Source organism: Pararhizobium qamdonense (assembly GCF_029277445.1).
Taxonomy (GTDB): domain Bacteria; phylum Pseudomonadota; class Alphaproteobacteria; order Rhizobiales; family Rhizobiaceae; genus Pararhizobium; species Pararhizobium qamdonense.
In genome coordinates, this window is record NZ_CP119566.1 from 1010927 (window position 1) to 1025724 (window position 14798).

Genomic DNA, 14798 nt, shown 5'->3' on the forward strand with positions numbered 1-14798 from the left:
ATCGTTTTTCTACATCTTATTTTTGATGTTCGTCAGGTTCAATCCTGGAAATCTGGAGGCGGTGGCGTGCGGGAATGCTCAGACGTTTTGAGGCAGTTCGTGTTGCGCTGCGGTTCGGATCGCAGAACGAGGATCAATTGGCTGTCTGATGGCGGAGGGACCGATGTCAGTCGTTAAAGAAGATTATTGGAGTTCTGACACTCAGGAGCTATCCGGCTCCGCCGACCTCCAGGCGCTGTCGATCAGCTCGGCATGGATGCGTACGGGCCGGGCGCGTCGACCTTTAGGCCAGGCTGCAAATAGTTCGAATCATATCCGCCGCGTCCTTCTCGGACTCTTTCCAAGCTCGGTGCGGTCGCGGCTTTTCCTGGCACCCATCGCGGGACCGGTGGTCGCCTACGGGGTCCTGCTGGCTCTAGGAGACGTTACTGCTCCCCAGTGGACTCTGGGTACGTTCGCGCTGGCGACAGGACTAGGCTTGGTGATATCGGCAATTGTCGTCCGACAATTGCTGCAGCCGCTCGCCGAGCTCGTGGCGGCGGCGAACAGGCTTGGAATAAACAGTGGGATTGAGAGACTTCCGGAGACGGGCCCGAGCGAGGCTTGCAACGCTGCCAGAGCGTTCAACGCCATGTCGGAACGGGTGAACCGTCAGGTCGAGGAGCGCATTCGCCTCCTAACCGCTTTCTCCCACGATATGCAGACTCCCATCACGCGCATGCGGCTAAGGGTCGAGCTGGCCGAACATTTCCCGGAGCGCGAGAAACTGCTTCGCGATCTGGGCGAGGCGGAAAGGCTTGTAAGGGACGGAATTGCCTATGCCCGAAACTCTCACGTCGTTCGCGAGTCCGACACCCCGGTAGACCTTTGCGCCTTCATCGAAAGCATTGTGTTTGATTATCAGGACACTGGAAGAGACGTCTTCATCGTAGGCAGCATTCAGGGTATACGCGCTGTAAAGCCTGCGGCGCTGCGCCGGGTTCTGTCGAATTTCATCGACAACGCTCTCAAGTTCGCCGGTGCAGCACAGATATCGGTCACCCGGGATGTAAACGGCAGAGTTAGCATCGCCGTTATGGATCGGGGTCCCGGCATCGATCCTCAGAAGCTTGATGCAGTTGTGAAGCCGTTCGTGAGACTCCAGCAGTGCAACGGAGAGCACGCTCCCGGCGTTGGATTGGGTCTCGCTATCGCGCAGCAGCTGGCGCGGGAGATGAACGCTTCTCTTGTCCTCGAAAACAGGCTCGGCGGCGGGTTGTCCGCACAGATTGTTTTCGCCGCCAGGTGATCGGTGCGGCTATGTAAGCCAGTGTATTCGGTGCCGCCCTCGAAACACTTTGACGCAAAACGGCTGGATCTCAAAACATCCTCGATACATGACCACGGTACCTATAGAGAAAGCCGTAAGGCTTTCCGAACGTTTAGAAAGTCGAGGTCCGACATGACGGAAATGTTGGCTGCAAACCACCATACCTACCGCAAATTCAGCAGCGTTCTTGATCGCTCGATATACGAGCCGCTTCCGGACAGCTGGATCATCGGGATGACCGATGTCGTAGGGTCAACGGTGGCTATCCAAGAGGGCCGATACGAAGACGTGAACTTTCTCGGCGCGTCGATCATCGCGGCTGTCGGAAATGAGATCGGCAATTTCGACTTCCCGTTCAGCTTTGGCGGCGACGGTGCCACATTCGCGTTGCCGGGCGGATTTCTGACGCAAGCGAAGTCGGCGCTCGGACAGATCGCAAGGCTGTCACGCAATCGCTTCAACCTCGAGATGAGAGCAGGGCTGCTTCCCGTTGAGGAAGTCAGGCGCAATGGCCGGGACGTGCGTATCGCACGCTACGCGGTCTCGAGAGACGCGACGTATTTTATGTTCGCCGGCGGCGGTCTGAGGTGGGCGGAGCGTGAGCTCAAGAAAGGCAGGTTCATCGTGCAAGGGAGCCCTGCCGATCTTTCAGAGCCTGATTTGAACGGACTGTCTTGCGAGTGGAATCCCTTCAAAAGCCAACGAGGGACAATTCTGTCACTTTTGGTCGAGCCCCGAGACACCGCGAGTGATCTTGCGTTCAGCGAGATCGCGCGGGACGTGATGCAGGTGTTTGAAGAGGTCGACAACGGCTCGAGTCCGCTGCCGACAGCGGTCCCCGTGCGCAAGGACGGCCTGGACAGCGTTGATCCCGAGACTTGGGCTGCCGTTGCTTCCAACTCCGATTTCAGAAAGTTCGACGATGTCCTGAGACTGACGGTGGATTGCACTCTGGCGCAGGTGGAAGAGGTAGAACGTTTACTTCGAAGTTCCGTTGATCGCGGTGACGTGCGATATGGTCTGCACCGTCAATCTCATGCGATTATGACTTGTCTGGTCCCTGGAACCAATGCCGACTCTCATCTCCATTTCCTTGATGGCAGGGACGGGGGATTTGCGAAAGCGGCCGCGATGCTGCGGCTTACTTCTTGAATTGAACTTTGGAGCGCCTCAATTGCGGTCGATGAGGGTGGCTCTTTTACAGATGTAACCAAGTTTTCTCATCCGCGCACTGTCGGTAGATGTCGGTTAGCGATAGATTATTTTAAACACTTGGTCTGGTTCCCATGTCAGAAGTAGAAAACTCACGGGCTTCACTGTCGGCCTGGCAAGACGATGGCTGTATGCCGAGAAAAGAGCAGTACCGCGCCATCGGTATCGTATCTTTAGGGCAGTGTCTTGAGTTCTACAATTTCGCTATTTTCATCTTCTTCTCTGACGTTATTGGCCAGCTTTTCTTTCCCGTTGGTATGCCGGAGTGGCTGACGACAGTGCAGACCTGGGGTCTCTTTGCCGCCGGCTATCTTTTTAGGCCTCTAGGGGGTGTCGTACTGGCTCACTTTGGAGACCTGTTCGGACGCAAACGGGTGTTTGCGTTTTCGGTTCTCCTGATGGCTTTTTCAACTCTTGGTATAGGTCTTCTTCCTGCGTACGAGACGATAGGTCCGGTTGCACCCGTTTTACTCCTGTGCTTCCGAGTTCTTCAGGGGATAGCTATTGGCGGCGAGGTACCGGGTTCGTGGACCTTTGTGGCTGAACACGTGCCGAGAAAGAATGTCGGCTGGGCGTGCGGTATCGTCTGCTGCGGGCTGACTTTCGGCATATTGCTCGCGACTTCCGTCGCAAGCGCGGTAGGCACGCTTTTTCCGCTCGAAGCCGTGCACGAGTTCGGGTGGCGTCTTCCTTTTCTATTGGGTGGCGTGTTCGGATTGGCCGGGCTGAAGCTAAGGCGCATGCTCAACGAGACCCCCGTGTTCGACAACATGCGAAAACAGAAAATGCTGGTTCCGGCGCTTCCGCTGAGGGAGGTATTAAAAGCCCACCGCTATGGAATTTTCCTTTCGATTGTCGTGACCTGGATACTGTCGAGTGTGGTCGTCCTGACGCTTACGTTGCCAATCGTCCTCCATACATACGGGATCGGTAAAGAGGACGCGCTTTTTGCCGCGAGCATAAGCACCGTTTTTCTGGCGATAGGAGTAACGGTCTCGGGCGCTCTTCTGGACCGTGTCGGGCCTTCGAGATTCTTCCTTCTGTACGCTGTCTTGCTCCTGGTCGGCGCGTTTGCTTACCTGAAAATGGAGGGCGCGGACATGGCGTCGCTTTACGCGCTTTGTGCCGTGGTTGGCCTTTTTGGAGGTGTCACTGCGGGAACGCCCTATGTCATGGTTTCATCGTTCCCGGCCAGGGTTCGCTATACCGGGGTATCATTCGCCTACAACGTCTCCTACGCGTTCTTCGGTGGGGTCACTCCTATGATAATAACGGCGTTGAGCCCGTTCGGCGTCGTTTCCCACGTAATTTATTTTGTGTTCATCAGCCTTTTGTCTCTTGTTCTGGGTGTCGTGTTGATGGCTCGGCCGACAGCCCTCGTTCACCGGTAACTCGAACACCAGATCCAGCGTAACGGAGCGCGCCCACTATTGAGCGTTGTCCGCGCCTTGCACCAGCGCCTCTGTGGCTTTGGCGATGATCTGGTTATAGAGGGACGTCGCTAAACTGTTTGAACTGATTGGTTTTTTGAGGACAGAGATGCCTCTGGGCGACCGAATATCGGGCACGGCCATTTCCGGGTCGATCAGAAAAACGGTTGGCACCGGGGCAAACTGGTCTATCAAAGCGAGACAATCCGGGGGCGAGGGCCAGACGTCCAGGTCGAGCAATATCAGATCCGGACTGATGGCTTTACCCTCGATCCAAGTCACCAGCGGCGCGATCGAGGAAAAGCCGATCGGTTCGTAGCCAAGCGCCGCGATCTTCTCTTCGAGAAGCAGCCTGAGAGAGCTGTCCTGCTGAGCGATCAAAACGATCTGACCTGTCCCTAGTGGCAACGTTCGCTCGTTGAAAAACTCCTTCAGGGGGATGGGCTTCCGGTACGATACCGGGAAGTAGAGGTCAAAACGGGTTCCAAGCCCGACCTGGCTTTTTACGTCGATCTTGCCATTCATTCCCGCGACGTGACCATGCACGGCAGCAAGGCCAAGACCTGTTCCGCCACGTTTCGATCTTGTGGTAAAAAAGGGCTCGAAAATGTTGGATAATATGCTCTCGGGTATTCCGGACCCACGGTCCTCGACCGACACGCGAACGAACCCGCCCGGCATGAGTTCACCGTGAGACAGTGAAACACGCGCCTTTTCCACGACGTGCGCTACCGATACGTCGATCAGACTGTCTTCATCCGACGCATGCGCTGCATTGGTGCAGAGATTAATGACGACCTGCTGGATCTCTATGGGGTTTCCGAGTATCGGAGGAATATCGTCACCGAGTTGAAGTTTCACGTTGTGACTGCCGGAGATGGACATGCGTACCATCGGCATTATTTCGCGTATCGCTTCGGAAACGTCGAATGGCCTGCTGACCCTCTCTCTTTTTCGGCCAAACGTCAGAATCTGGTCTATGATGAATTTCGCCCGATGACCGCTCGAGACCATTTCCTCGACGTATTTCCTTGTGTTCGGAGAGTTTGGGTCGAGTTGGAGCGCCATTTCGCCGTACCCGAGAATGGCCCCAAGAGTGTTGTTGAACTCGTGGGCGATACCCCCAGCCAACGTGCCAAGGGCCTCCAGACGTTGGGCATGGTCGAGCCGCGCTTCCAGGGTTTCGCGCTCGTCTTTTTCCCGCTTTTCTTTGAGACAAGTCGCCAGCGCTACGATGGCCTGCCCGAGAAGACGAACCTCATCGTGAGTGGGCTTCTTACGAATCTCGCTGTGCTCGAGGAAAAGCAAGGCGACGGAATTACCGCCGATTTCAGCGGAGACCACGGATCCAGCACTCAAAGAGCCTTCCGGAAAATGATCTAGGTCTTTTTGCTGGAGGTTTTCGTAGTAGAACGGCTTCCAAGGCGCTAAAGCGCCTTGCCTGACCAGCAGGATTTTTTTTCGCATCATATCGCACAGCGCTTCGAAGCTGCTGTGACTGCTTTGCCCGAACGTCGCTTCCGTCGCTCCGTTGTCGCTATCCAGTATGGCAAAGGCATGCCGGCTCGCATCGAAAAACTGCGCCAGCATTGCCAATGAGTCGGTAAGCGCGGCGTTCGTTTTGTCCCGCCCCTCGGTGAAACGCCGCTGAATGTCCGCGATCAGAGATTCGACATCCAACTGCTGTGTCAACTTGAGAGTCTGCTGTCTCAATCTGTAGATAAGCGATGCTACATATACGCAGAGCAAAATCGCTATCGAGCCGAGGAGGGCCCTGCTCCAGGACGACCGAACGCTCTGTTCGCCATATGCATCCAGGTAGACCACCTGAAGGCGGCGAGCGTCTTCCGATGTCTGTGATGCCTGTATCTCGTAGATAATCCGATCGACGGCGGGGAGCGTGTTGAGGATCATTTTGGCGTGAACGACATACGCCCTCACATCGGGCATGAGACCATGATCAGATTTCAGCATCCCGTCGAGTTGCGCTCTTATGTCCTCCGCGAGCGGAAGTGCGGGTTGAAGGGCGAACCGCATCATAAGATTGCCGAGGTCGTTTGGAGTGTCGATCGACCGCATTTCGGGCGCGGCCGCTCCGTGCAGCTTGCTCAGCATCTGGTTGGCGATTGAAAGCGAGTTCTGCAACAGTGCGTTCTTGGTCTTGAATTCCTCAACAAGCTCTTCATCGCGGTCTATGGAAGACGAAAGTTTGGATAGTTCGTCAGATAGGGCGGATGGTGTTTCGACGCCGCTTTCAGGAAATAACATACCCAATCGAGAAACCGTCGCGTGGAGAGTTCGAATGGGTGTGACCAAGGGGTCGAAATTTCTGAGCAGACCAGCCCGGGCTTGTAGCACGTCTCTCTGGAGCGATGCATGGTTGACGTCCACCGCACGAAGAGACGTCAGGATAGCCTCATGGATTTCTCTCGACGGCACCCGACCAAACGCGAACACCGCGAAGGAAAACGCCCCCGCGACAAGGATCATTATCCTCCATAGTTCAATCGCGCCGCGTCGGGGCGGTCGTACCGAGTTTGCTTCCATTGTATTCGCCCGTTAGGGTTTCCAGAAACGCTACCAGCTCGTCTATTTCGTATCGCGTAAGACTGCGTCCCAGCTGGCTTGTCCCCATCACTTCTACAGCCTGTTCAAGCGTCGATGCGCGTCCGTCGTGAAAATATGGCCCCGTTACCGCGACGTTTCTGAGACTTGGGACACGGAAGACACCTTTGTCGCTTTCCCTGGCGGTGAGCTTGAAGCGACCGACATCGCCGTCGCCAGCTGCAAACGTCCCCGGCGGTTCCGTAAAGATCCCGAAACGCTGAAACATGTTGCCGCCGACGTTCGCCCCCTGATGACAGGATGCGCAGCCGTAATCCTTGAACAACTGGTAACCCTGCAGCTGCCTACTGCTGAGGGCATTTGTGTCGCCGTTCAGGTATCGATCCAATGCCGACTCAGGTGTCACCAGAGACCGCTGGTAGGTGGACAAAGCATCCAAAACAGACTTCCGGTCTGGCGGGTGACCGTAGACCCGGTCAAACGATGCGGAATAAGTCGCACTCTGTTCTAGCCGCATGATCAACGTCGGCCAAGTCATCCCCATCAATTCCTGGTCCAACAGAATTTTTTCGGTCTGGCTTTCCAAAGATGTAAGACCTCCACGCCAGCCTAATCGGTAATTGCTCCCAACGTTGAAAACCGTTGGAGTGTTGAACAGGTACGCTTTGCCCGTCTGGCCCAAAGGACGCGGTATATGAACGGTTCCGCCTGTAGATAGATCGTGACAGGTCACGCAAGATCTATCCTTTCTAAGAGAAAGCAGGCTGTCGGAGAACAGCTGGCCGCCGAGGAGCACGACCTGCGGGTCAAGGGACGGTAGCGGCTGGAGCGGAGCGAGCGGCTCACGGCCATCGACCTCTTTTACCTCGCTTGAAGCCCCGCAATCTGCCGACAAAAGCAAAGTTGCAAAAAAAAGCGTAATGTAGCGAACTGTCCACCGTAGATGAGGCGGCCTATAGATCGGCTCGCGTCCAGTCAACCTGAGCGCTTTCGCTCATCGACAGAAACGTCCATGTCGAAGATGTAGCCCGCCCCGCGTTCGGTCAGGATCATTGTCGGATTCGAAGGATCGAGCTCGAGTTTTCTTCTAAGGCGCAATATCAGCACATCGATGCTGCGGTCGAAAATCTCCTCGTCGTGTACCCGGCTTGCGGCCAGAAGTTGTTCGCGGGAGAGGACTTGCTTTGGCGTGTCGAGCAAAGCGGTCAACAGGTTGAATTCCGCTGCGGTAAGTTTGACTTCTTCCGATCCACCGCGCACCAGCTGGCGTCTCTTAACGTTCAGCTCCCAGCTGGCGAACGAGTAAACCTTGTGATCGCGGCGCTCGGGAATCTGCGGTCGCATCCGCAGATTGGCCCTTACGCGGGCAAGAAATTCTCTCATGCCGAAAGGTTTGGTCATGTAGTCGGCCGCCCCGAGCTCCAGCCCCACTACCTTGTCGGTTTCTTCCAACCGGTCGCCGCTAATGATGATAATAGGTGTGTCGGATTTCGAGGAAAGCGTCCGCACGATTTCCAGACCGTCTTCATGCCCAAGGTTTAGATCGACGACTACCAGATCGACATTCTCAACCGCGAGTATCTGCGCAAGTTGGTAGCTGTCCTTGGCTCCGCTGGCGCGAAATGCGTGTTGCGACAGGTAATCGATCAGAAGTGCCCGCAGCTTGTTGTCATCGTCGATTATCAGAATGTGTTTCACGTGCTGTCCGCCGCCGCCGTTGTTCTGTGCACCCGCCTGATCTTGAACTGAGCTCGCTTCTTCCGCCGGGAGGGCGCAACACCCAATCATGCGCGGAAAACAGCTCGGCCAACCGATCATCGGCGTACGCACGCGCCAGCACGTTTATGACAGTCTGTTTGTATCTCGCATGTTTTCGGAACGCCGATTTTTGTATTTTATTGTATCGATGCGGAGAAATCATTCTGTCTGGCGTCGCGATGTCCGTTATCGCGAACGTGTGTCAGACCGGGGTCGGTACTCCTTGCTTCTCTCCAACGATAAATTTCAGAACAGTTTTTGTGTATTGCATCCGCAGTCCGAACGCGCATCGCTCAAATGAAGGAATAACAATTACCGGGCACTTTCGGAGCGCGCCCAGAAGGGACGCGCACTGAAGGAGATTGAAAAATGGAATTCCTGCGGAATTTTATCAGCCGCCGTGTCAGCGCATTCCGGTCACGTCAAGCAGCCGAACATCTCATGGAGCTCGACGACGATCGACTGTCGGATATCGGTATCCAGCGAGGGATGATTGAATACTACGTTCACAACGGCCGTGACCGCCGCTAACGGAACTATAAAGCCTGCGAATGAAGTTGCCCTCAGCTGCTAGCAGAGGGCAGACTTCGTCCGGCCTGTTACAATTGTCACACGATGACTTTCAACCTTTAATCGTTATGTAACATCACGAGTTCGCAATGACATGCTGGGAGAAAGCCTAAGCAATGGCTTTCGGGAGGGCAATGAACTTGGAACCGAGGAACACTAGCGGTCTGCAGGCTGAAACGCGAAAATCGATTTACTTCGGAGCGCCCGCTAGCGGCATTGTCATCACCACGCGCTTTGGAAGCCGCGCCATCTATCCCAGCAAGTCTCACCGATGACCGCATCACTCTTGATCGCCGCGGTTATACTAGCTGTTTTGATCGCCGGCTTCTATGAAATGAAGAGGCAGGCTGTATCCGTCGACCAATGGGCGCTTGGTGGCCGAAGATTCGGCGCGTTGTTCGTGTTCGTGCTCATGGCAGGCGAAATCTACACCACATTCACTTTCCTCGGCGCTAGCGGCTTTGCCTACGGCAGGGGAGGGGTCGTATTCTACATTCTCACATACAGCTGCCTCGGTTTTGTCATGTCCTATTGGCTCCTTCCACCGATCTGGCGGTTCGCGACCGATATGCGCTTGGTCACACAGCCCGACTTTTTCGAGCTGAAGTACAACAGTCCGTTGCTCGGCATCCTTGTCGCGCTGGTCGGTCTGATCTCCCTGACGACCTACCTTATCCTGCAGCTGAAAGGTCTCGCGCTCATAACCGAAACCATCTCGCAAGGACGTGTGAGTTCTTCATCTGCGGTTTGGCTCGGAGCGGCGGTAATGGCTCTTTACGTCATCATTTCGGGAATGAGGGGCTCGGCGCGGGCAGCGGTCGTAAAGGATACCACCACATGGATCGTCTGCGGGTTTCTCGGAATCTACCTGCCATACCATTACTATGGAGGGATAGCGGAGATGTTCCGCGAAATCGAGGTGGCAATGCCGGGATTTTCCGCCCTACCGGATTCCGGCCAGACGATCGTATGGTACTGCAGCACGATCTTTCTATCAGCGCTGGGTCTCTACATGTGGCCCCATACCTTCTGCTCGGCGTACACTTCGAAATCGGCAATCGCGTTCCGAAAGAACGCCGTGCTTATGCCCATCTACTCGCTCGTGATGCTGTTCTCGATGCTGGTCGGTTTCGCGGCGGTGTTGCGAGTGCCCGGGTTGGAAGGGCAGGACATCGACCTTTCTTTGCTTAAATTGTCGATCGCGACGTTCGATCCATGGGTAGTGGGGGTAATCGGCGCAGCAGGTGTGCTCGCTGCGATGGTTCCAGGGGCGACGATCCTGATCACCGGAGCGACGGTTATTTCGAACAACATCTGCTGGAAACTCTATCCGGGTCTATCGCCCTATCAGCTGACGAACTGCGCGAGGTCGGCAGTCCTACTTCTAACCGCGATCGCGGTGTATTTCACCTTGGCGGGAGGCGAAAGCATCGTCGCGATCCTCATCATGGGATACAGCATCGTTACCCAACTTTTTCCGGCACTGTTGGGAAGCCTCTTGCGGCGTAACCCGTTCACGAAGGAGGGCGCGATGGCTGGCATTGTCGTTGGCGTGGGAACCGTGTGTCTCGTCAGCGCCACCGGATTGAACATCGCGAGTTTCTTTCCGGATGCCCCGATGTTCGTGAAAGAGGTCAACACCGGGTTCATCGCTCTGACCCTGAACGTGATGGTTGGCCTGCTCGTAAGCATCGCTACCGAGCAGGCCGCCACGCCGTCCAACCGTATCCAATAGGGTACGCGGTCGGTTTGATTGTGAACTGTGAACGACACTGTCAGCCGCGATTGTCGATCGTCAAAAGCGGCTGCTCCCGCCAGAGAGACGGATACAGCTGCTTCAGTGCTTCGACCTTTGGTTGCTCGACGTAAGCTATGTAAGGTTCCGTCGGGTGGTTGACGAGGTAATCCTGGTGGTAGTCTTCAGCTTCGAAAAACGTTTTTCCGGCTTCGACAGTCGTCGCTATGGGGGCTTTGAACAAATGCGCGATGTCGATTTGCTTGATGTATCCAGATGCAACGATCCCCTGTTCCGCTGACTGGGGAAAGATAGCCGAGCGGTACTGCGTGCCCACGTCCGCGCCCTGACTGTCACGCTGCGTCGGATCGTGAGCTACGGAAAAGAAAACCTTCAACAGCGTTCCGTAGCTTACCTTGCTCGCGTCGTAGACAACCCGTACAGCTTCAGCGTGGCCCGTCGTCCCTGTCTCCGTCAGCTCGTATACCGCAGTCTGAGCGCTCCCGCCCGCATAGCCGGCCGCTGTCGAAACCACGCCGTTGACTCGCTGGAACACACCCTGTGTCCCCCAAAAACAGCCGCCTACGAACACGGCGGTCTGGAGCGACGTCACGTCGCTGACATCCCAGGATGGGTCCGGCAAGATCATCGGTTGCTCTGCCGCATATGGACCCGGGGTTGACCAGGCGCTGTAAAAGACGCCCAGAAAGCCTCCGGCAATCAAGAGAGGCCTAACGGTTCCCGCTCTTTTGAATAGTGCGGTCATCTGGAACATTTCTTCAATCTCCTATCGAACGTGGATAAAGGTCGCGCGCAGGTGTCCCTAGACGTCTGCCTCCGGCTCGCTACGTTTGCCGAAGCGGCGCTCCTTTGCCGAACGAGATCATAGGCTTCACGTATCGGCAGTGTGTCGACGCGTCAGGGAAATTGTATCGCAGTCATTCCGCAGAGACCGCTACGTTCTCTCCCCACGCCATTTATTTCGGGCACGCGCGCGTCGAGTTGATCTCGCGCCGACTACAAAGACTTACAAATATGGGTAGTGCCCGACACACCTGCGAAGCATTCGGCTACTCAAATGCGGCGTCCGATTTGGACGACTATGTTAAACTGAGGATGATGTCATGACTTCAAAAATCTTTGGCCTGGCCATGTTGCTGGGCAGCGCCTTGGCTACCTTCAACGTTGCCCACGCTGACCAATCCCTGACGCGGACCGATCTCGTGAAAAGTGATATCGACGTGCCGGGCCACGAGGTCGTGCAGGTCCGCGTGGATTTCCCGTCGGGGTTTCTCGCTGCCCGCCACTCGCACCCCGGCGAGGAAATCGCCTTCGTTATCGAGGGTACCCTCGAATACAAACTGGACGGCAGGCCCGCTGTGACGCTTCACGCCGGGCAGGCGTTGTTCATACCGACGGGCGTTGCGCACTCGGCAGAAAATGTCGGCAAGGACAAAGCCTCGGAACTGGCCACCTACATTGTTCGTAAGGGCGAAAAGCTCGTCGTTCCCGCGAAATAGCCGCTCCGGCTGCTATCAGCATCGCGAAATCAAAGCTCGGAGACGCGCACTGGCTCCGAGCTTTTTTGTGCAATCTCGGCGACGTCGGTGCACGTATCATAGACCCATTAAGCGTCCTCACTCAACCACTGTATCTCACTGTATCTGCGGGCGTCTTAGGTACATCTGCTTTCAAAAATCCGGATATCTCGACATAGACGCGATACAACGAGGGCGCTTTATCGGGATCATACATAAAGGAGATAGCAATGTCTGATCCCGTTGAAATCAAGCGCAGAAGCCTTTTCGCCCTAGCCGCAGCATCGGTTGCCGCGGTACAGTTTGGCGGCGTCAACGAAGCCGTCGCCCAAGCGGCCACTGCCTCCGCCGCCCAGCCTGCCGGCGGCAAACTCATGAGCTTCAAAGAGACCAAGGAAATCAAAGCCGGACTGCTCAATGTGCAATTTGCGGAGGACGGTCCGGCCGACGGCCCACCCGTCATCCTGCTTCATGGCTGGCCATACGATATCTACAGCTATGTGGCCGTCGCGCCTATTCTTGCGTCCGCCGGCTACCGGGTTATCGTTCCATATTTCCGCGGCTATGGCGGCACGCGTTTCCTGTCTTCAAAGACGCCTCGTAACGGTCAGCAGGCCGCCATCGCCAAAGACGTCATCGACCTGATGGATGCTTTGAAAATCGAACGGGCTGTAATTGCGGGTTACGACTGGGGTGCGAGAACCGCCAACATCATCGCGGCCCTGTGGCCGGAACGGTGCAAAGCGATGGTCTCTGTCAGCGGCTACCTGATCGGAAGCCAGGAACTCAACAAGAAGCCCCTGCCGCCCAAGGCGGAGCTTGCCTGGTGGTATCAGTTCTACTTTACGACAGAGCGCGGCCGCGCAGGCTACGAAGCCAACCGGCATGACTTCAACAAGCTCATCTGGCAGCTTGCTTCGCCACAGTGGAAGTTTACCGATGACGCGTACGACCGGTCGGCCGAGTCTTTCAACAACCCGGACCACGTGGCGATCGTAATTCACAACTACCGTTGGCGGCTGGATCTTGCAAAAGGCGAGAAGAAGTACGATGCCCTCGAGAAGAAGCTTGCTAAGCAACCCTCAATCGACGTTCCAACCATTACGATCGAGGGCGACGCAAACGGTGCGCCCCATCCGCAACCGTCGGCTTATGCCAGCAGGTTCAAGGGTAGGTACGAGCATCGGAATTTCACGGGCGGGATCGGCCACAATCCCCCTCAGGAGGCTCCGGAAGAGTTCGCCAAGGCCGTCATCGACGCCGACAAGCTCTGACTGCGCCTTTAAGAATTAGTGTCTCGCCAAGAGGTGCTCTCCGGTAAATCCGGCCCACGTGCCCCGCGTTCGGTGCCGGTCGGCTATCCACGGTCCTCCCCTCCCGCTTGGATAGCCGCCTCTTTTTTTCGAAAGGAGATCCGTCATGGGATCATTTAGCGCATGGCATTGGCTGATCGTGCTCGCGATTACGATGCTTCTCTTTGGACGCGGAAAGATACCCGCCTTAATGGGCGACGTCGCGGCTGGGATCAAGAATTTCAGGAAGGGTATCGCGGACGACGACGCGCTGCCTGCGCCAGTCAAGATTTCCGAGCGCGACTAGGCGCTTTGGACGAAGCTTTCCCGTCGGCGACGAGCCGTGCGCGTCGGCGATTGAGGTTTGGTTATGGAACACGTTGATCATGTACTGATCGTTGACGACGATCGAGATATCCGTGAACTTGTTTCCGGATATCTCACCAAAAACGGCCTGCGTGTCACAGCCGCTGCCGACGGCCGCCAGATGCGCAGTCTGGTGGAGGAGCGCGCCTTTGATCTCATCGTGCTGGATGTCAGGATGCCCGGCGATGACGGGCTGGTGCTATGTCGCGAACTGCGGTCCGGCAGACACAAGACCGTGCCGATCATGATGCTGACGGCTCAGTCTGACGAGTCGGACCGGATTCTCGGCCTCGAGATGGGAGCGGACGACTATCTTGTGAAGCCGTTCGCTGCAAGGGAACTCCTGGCGCGGATAAACGCGGTCCTGCGCCGAACAAGGATGATGCCGCCGAACCTCCAAAAATCCGATGTGTCCGATAGTCTCGCGTTTGGCGATTGGATACTGGACAATCTAGGAAGACACCTAATCGATCGCAGAGGCACCGCCATCGCTTTGAGTGGCGGGGAATACCGCCTTTTGAGGGTCTTCATCGACCATCCCCATCGGGTACTGAATCGCGATCAGCTTCTCAGCCTCACGCAGGGCAGGGAGGCGGACATATTCGATCGGTCGATCGACCTTCTGGTCAGCCGCCTCCGTCAGAGGCTGAATGACGATGCGCGTGAGCCGCGTTACATCAAAACGGTGCGCAGTGAGGGCTACGTATTCGCGGTGCCGATCGCCGCTCTCGAGCTCGAGTGACGGGCATTCGCCGAATACATTCCTGACTGGAGTTGCATTGCAAAGTGATGTCGACCATTGAGTTAGACACGCGGTCATCGCTACTCGACCGATCTTGTGGACGTGAAAACTCTTCATGGACTACACCGAGCAGGTCAGGGCGTCTGCAATCAGCGCTTCTTCGGTATCTTTGCGCAGACACTCTCGTGGATTGCCCGTCCGACGCAACGCCCGCCCCCAAGAATAAGAACTGTTGTCCCACAGACGAGCGTTTCGGTGACGCTCATCTTGACTCTCCTTCT

Annotated in this window: 13 protein-coding genes; 9 read left to right on the forward strand and 4 right to left on the reverse strand. The window is 56.1% G+C overall.

All coding sequences use genetic code 11. The features are described 5' to 3' along the window. Nucleotides 1–163 precede the first annotated feature (163 nt). From PYR65_RS04800 to PYR65_RS04810, 3 genes are all read left to right on the forward strand, one after another. On the forward strand, nucleotides 164–1288 hold the full coding sequence (locus PYR65_RS04800; RefSeq protein WP_276120113.1) for a sensor histidine kinase: 1125 nt from the start codon (nucleotides 164–166) through the stop codon (nucleotides 1286–1288). A 153-nt stretch (nucleotides 1289–1441) separates the two neighbouring features. Beyond that, a complete protein-coding gene (locus PYR65_RS04805; RefSeq protein ID WP_276120114.1) occupies nucleotides 1442–2461 on the forward strand; it encodes a DUF3095 family protein in 1020 nt (339 codons plus the stop codon). Nucleotides 2462–2595: 134 nt separating this feature from the next. Continuing rightward, the gene (locus PYR65_RS04810) at nucleotides 2596–3912 is read left to right on the forward strand and encodes an MFS transporter (RefSeq protein WP_276120115.1); all 1317 of its coding nucleotides are present in this window, start codon (nucleotides 2596–2598) and stop codon (nucleotides 3910–3912) included. A gap of 36 nt (nucleotides 3913–3948) precedes the next feature. Here the strand turns inward: PYR65_RS04810 and PYR65_RS04815 are convergent, their stop codons facing one another. From PYR65_RS04815 to PYR65_RS04825, 3 genes are all read right to left on the reverse strand, one after another. After that, nucleotides 3949–6441 carry a two-component system VirA-like sensor kinase gene (locus PYR65_RS04815; protein WP_276120116.1) on the reverse strand — a complete coding sequence of 831 codons (2493 nt, stop codon included), beginning with the start codon at nucleotides 6439–6441 and terminating at the stop codon, nucleotides 3949–3951. 13 nt (nucleotides 6442–6454) lie between these two features. After that, nucleotides 6455–7312, reverse strand: a complete 858-nt coding sequence (locus tag PYR65_RS04820; RefSeq protein ID WP_276120970.1) for a cytochrome-c peroxidase — start codon at nucleotides 7310–7312, stop codon at nucleotides 6455–6457. Nucleotides 7313–7491: 179 nt separating this feature from the next. Further along, nucleotides 7492–8214: a response regulator gene (locus PYR65_RS04825; protein ID WP_276120971.1), complete on the reverse strand. Its 723-nt coding sequence runs from the start codon at nucleotides 8212–8214 to the stop codon at nucleotides 7492–7494. A 429-nt stretch (nucleotides 8215–8643) separates the two neighbouring features. Between PYR65_RS04825 and PYR65_RS04830 the strand changes: the two genes are divergently transcribed. After that, nucleotides 8644–8805, forward strand: a complete 162-nt coding sequence (locus tag PYR65_RS04830; protein WP_276120117.1) for a DUF1127 domain-containing protein — start codon at nucleotides 8644–8646, stop codon at nucleotides 8803–8805. Nucleotides 8806–9115: 310 nt separating this feature from the next. After that, on the forward strand, nucleotides 9116–10579 hold the full coding sequence (locus tag PYR65_RS04835; RefSeq protein WP_276120118.1) for a sodium:solute symporter family protein: 1464 nt from the start codon (nucleotides 9116–9118) through the stop codon (nucleotides 10577–10579). A 40-nt stretch (nucleotides 10580–10619) separates the two neighbouring features. Here PYR65_RS04835 and msrA read toward each other — a convergent pair whose 3' ends face one another. Then, nucleotides 10620–11354 carry a peptide-methionine (S)-S-oxide reductase MsrA gene (msrA, locus tag PYR65_RS04840; protein WP_276120119.1) on the reverse strand — a complete coding sequence of 245 codons (735 nt, stop codon included), beginning with the start codon at nucleotides 11352–11354 and terminating at the stop codon, nucleotides 10620–10622. A gap of 349 nt (nucleotides 11355–11703) precedes the next feature. Between msrA and PYR65_RS04845 the strand changes: the two genes are divergently transcribed. From PYR65_RS04845 to PYR65_RS04860, 4 genes are all read left to right on the forward strand, one after another. Continuing rightward, nucleotides 11704–12099: a cupin domain-containing protein gene (locus tag PYR65_RS04845; RefSeq protein ID WP_276120120.1), complete on the forward strand. Its 396-nt coding sequence runs from the start codon at nucleotides 11704–11706 to the stop codon at nucleotides 12097–12099. Between the two features lie 248 nt (nucleotides 12100–12347). Next, nucleotides 12348–13391, forward strand: a complete 1044-nt coding sequence (locus tag PYR65_RS04850; RefSeq protein WP_276120121.1) for an alpha/beta fold hydrolase — start codon at nucleotides 12348–12350, stop codon at nucleotides 13389–13391. 145 nt (nucleotides 13392–13536) lie between these two features. Continuing rightward, on the forward strand, nucleotides 13537–13716 hold the full coding sequence (locus PYR65_RS04855) for a twin-arginine translocase TatA/TatE family subunit (protein WP_276120122.1): 180 nt from the start codon (nucleotides 13537–13539) through the stop codon (nucleotides 13714–13716). Between the two features lie 63 nt (nucleotides 13717–13779). After that, nucleotides 13780–14517: a response regulator gene (locus PYR65_RS04860; protein ID WP_276120123.1), complete on the forward strand. Its 738-nt coding sequence runs from the start codon at nucleotides 13780–13782 to the stop codon at nucleotides 14515–14517. The last annotated feature ends 281 nt before the right edge of the window (nucleotides 14518–14798 follow it).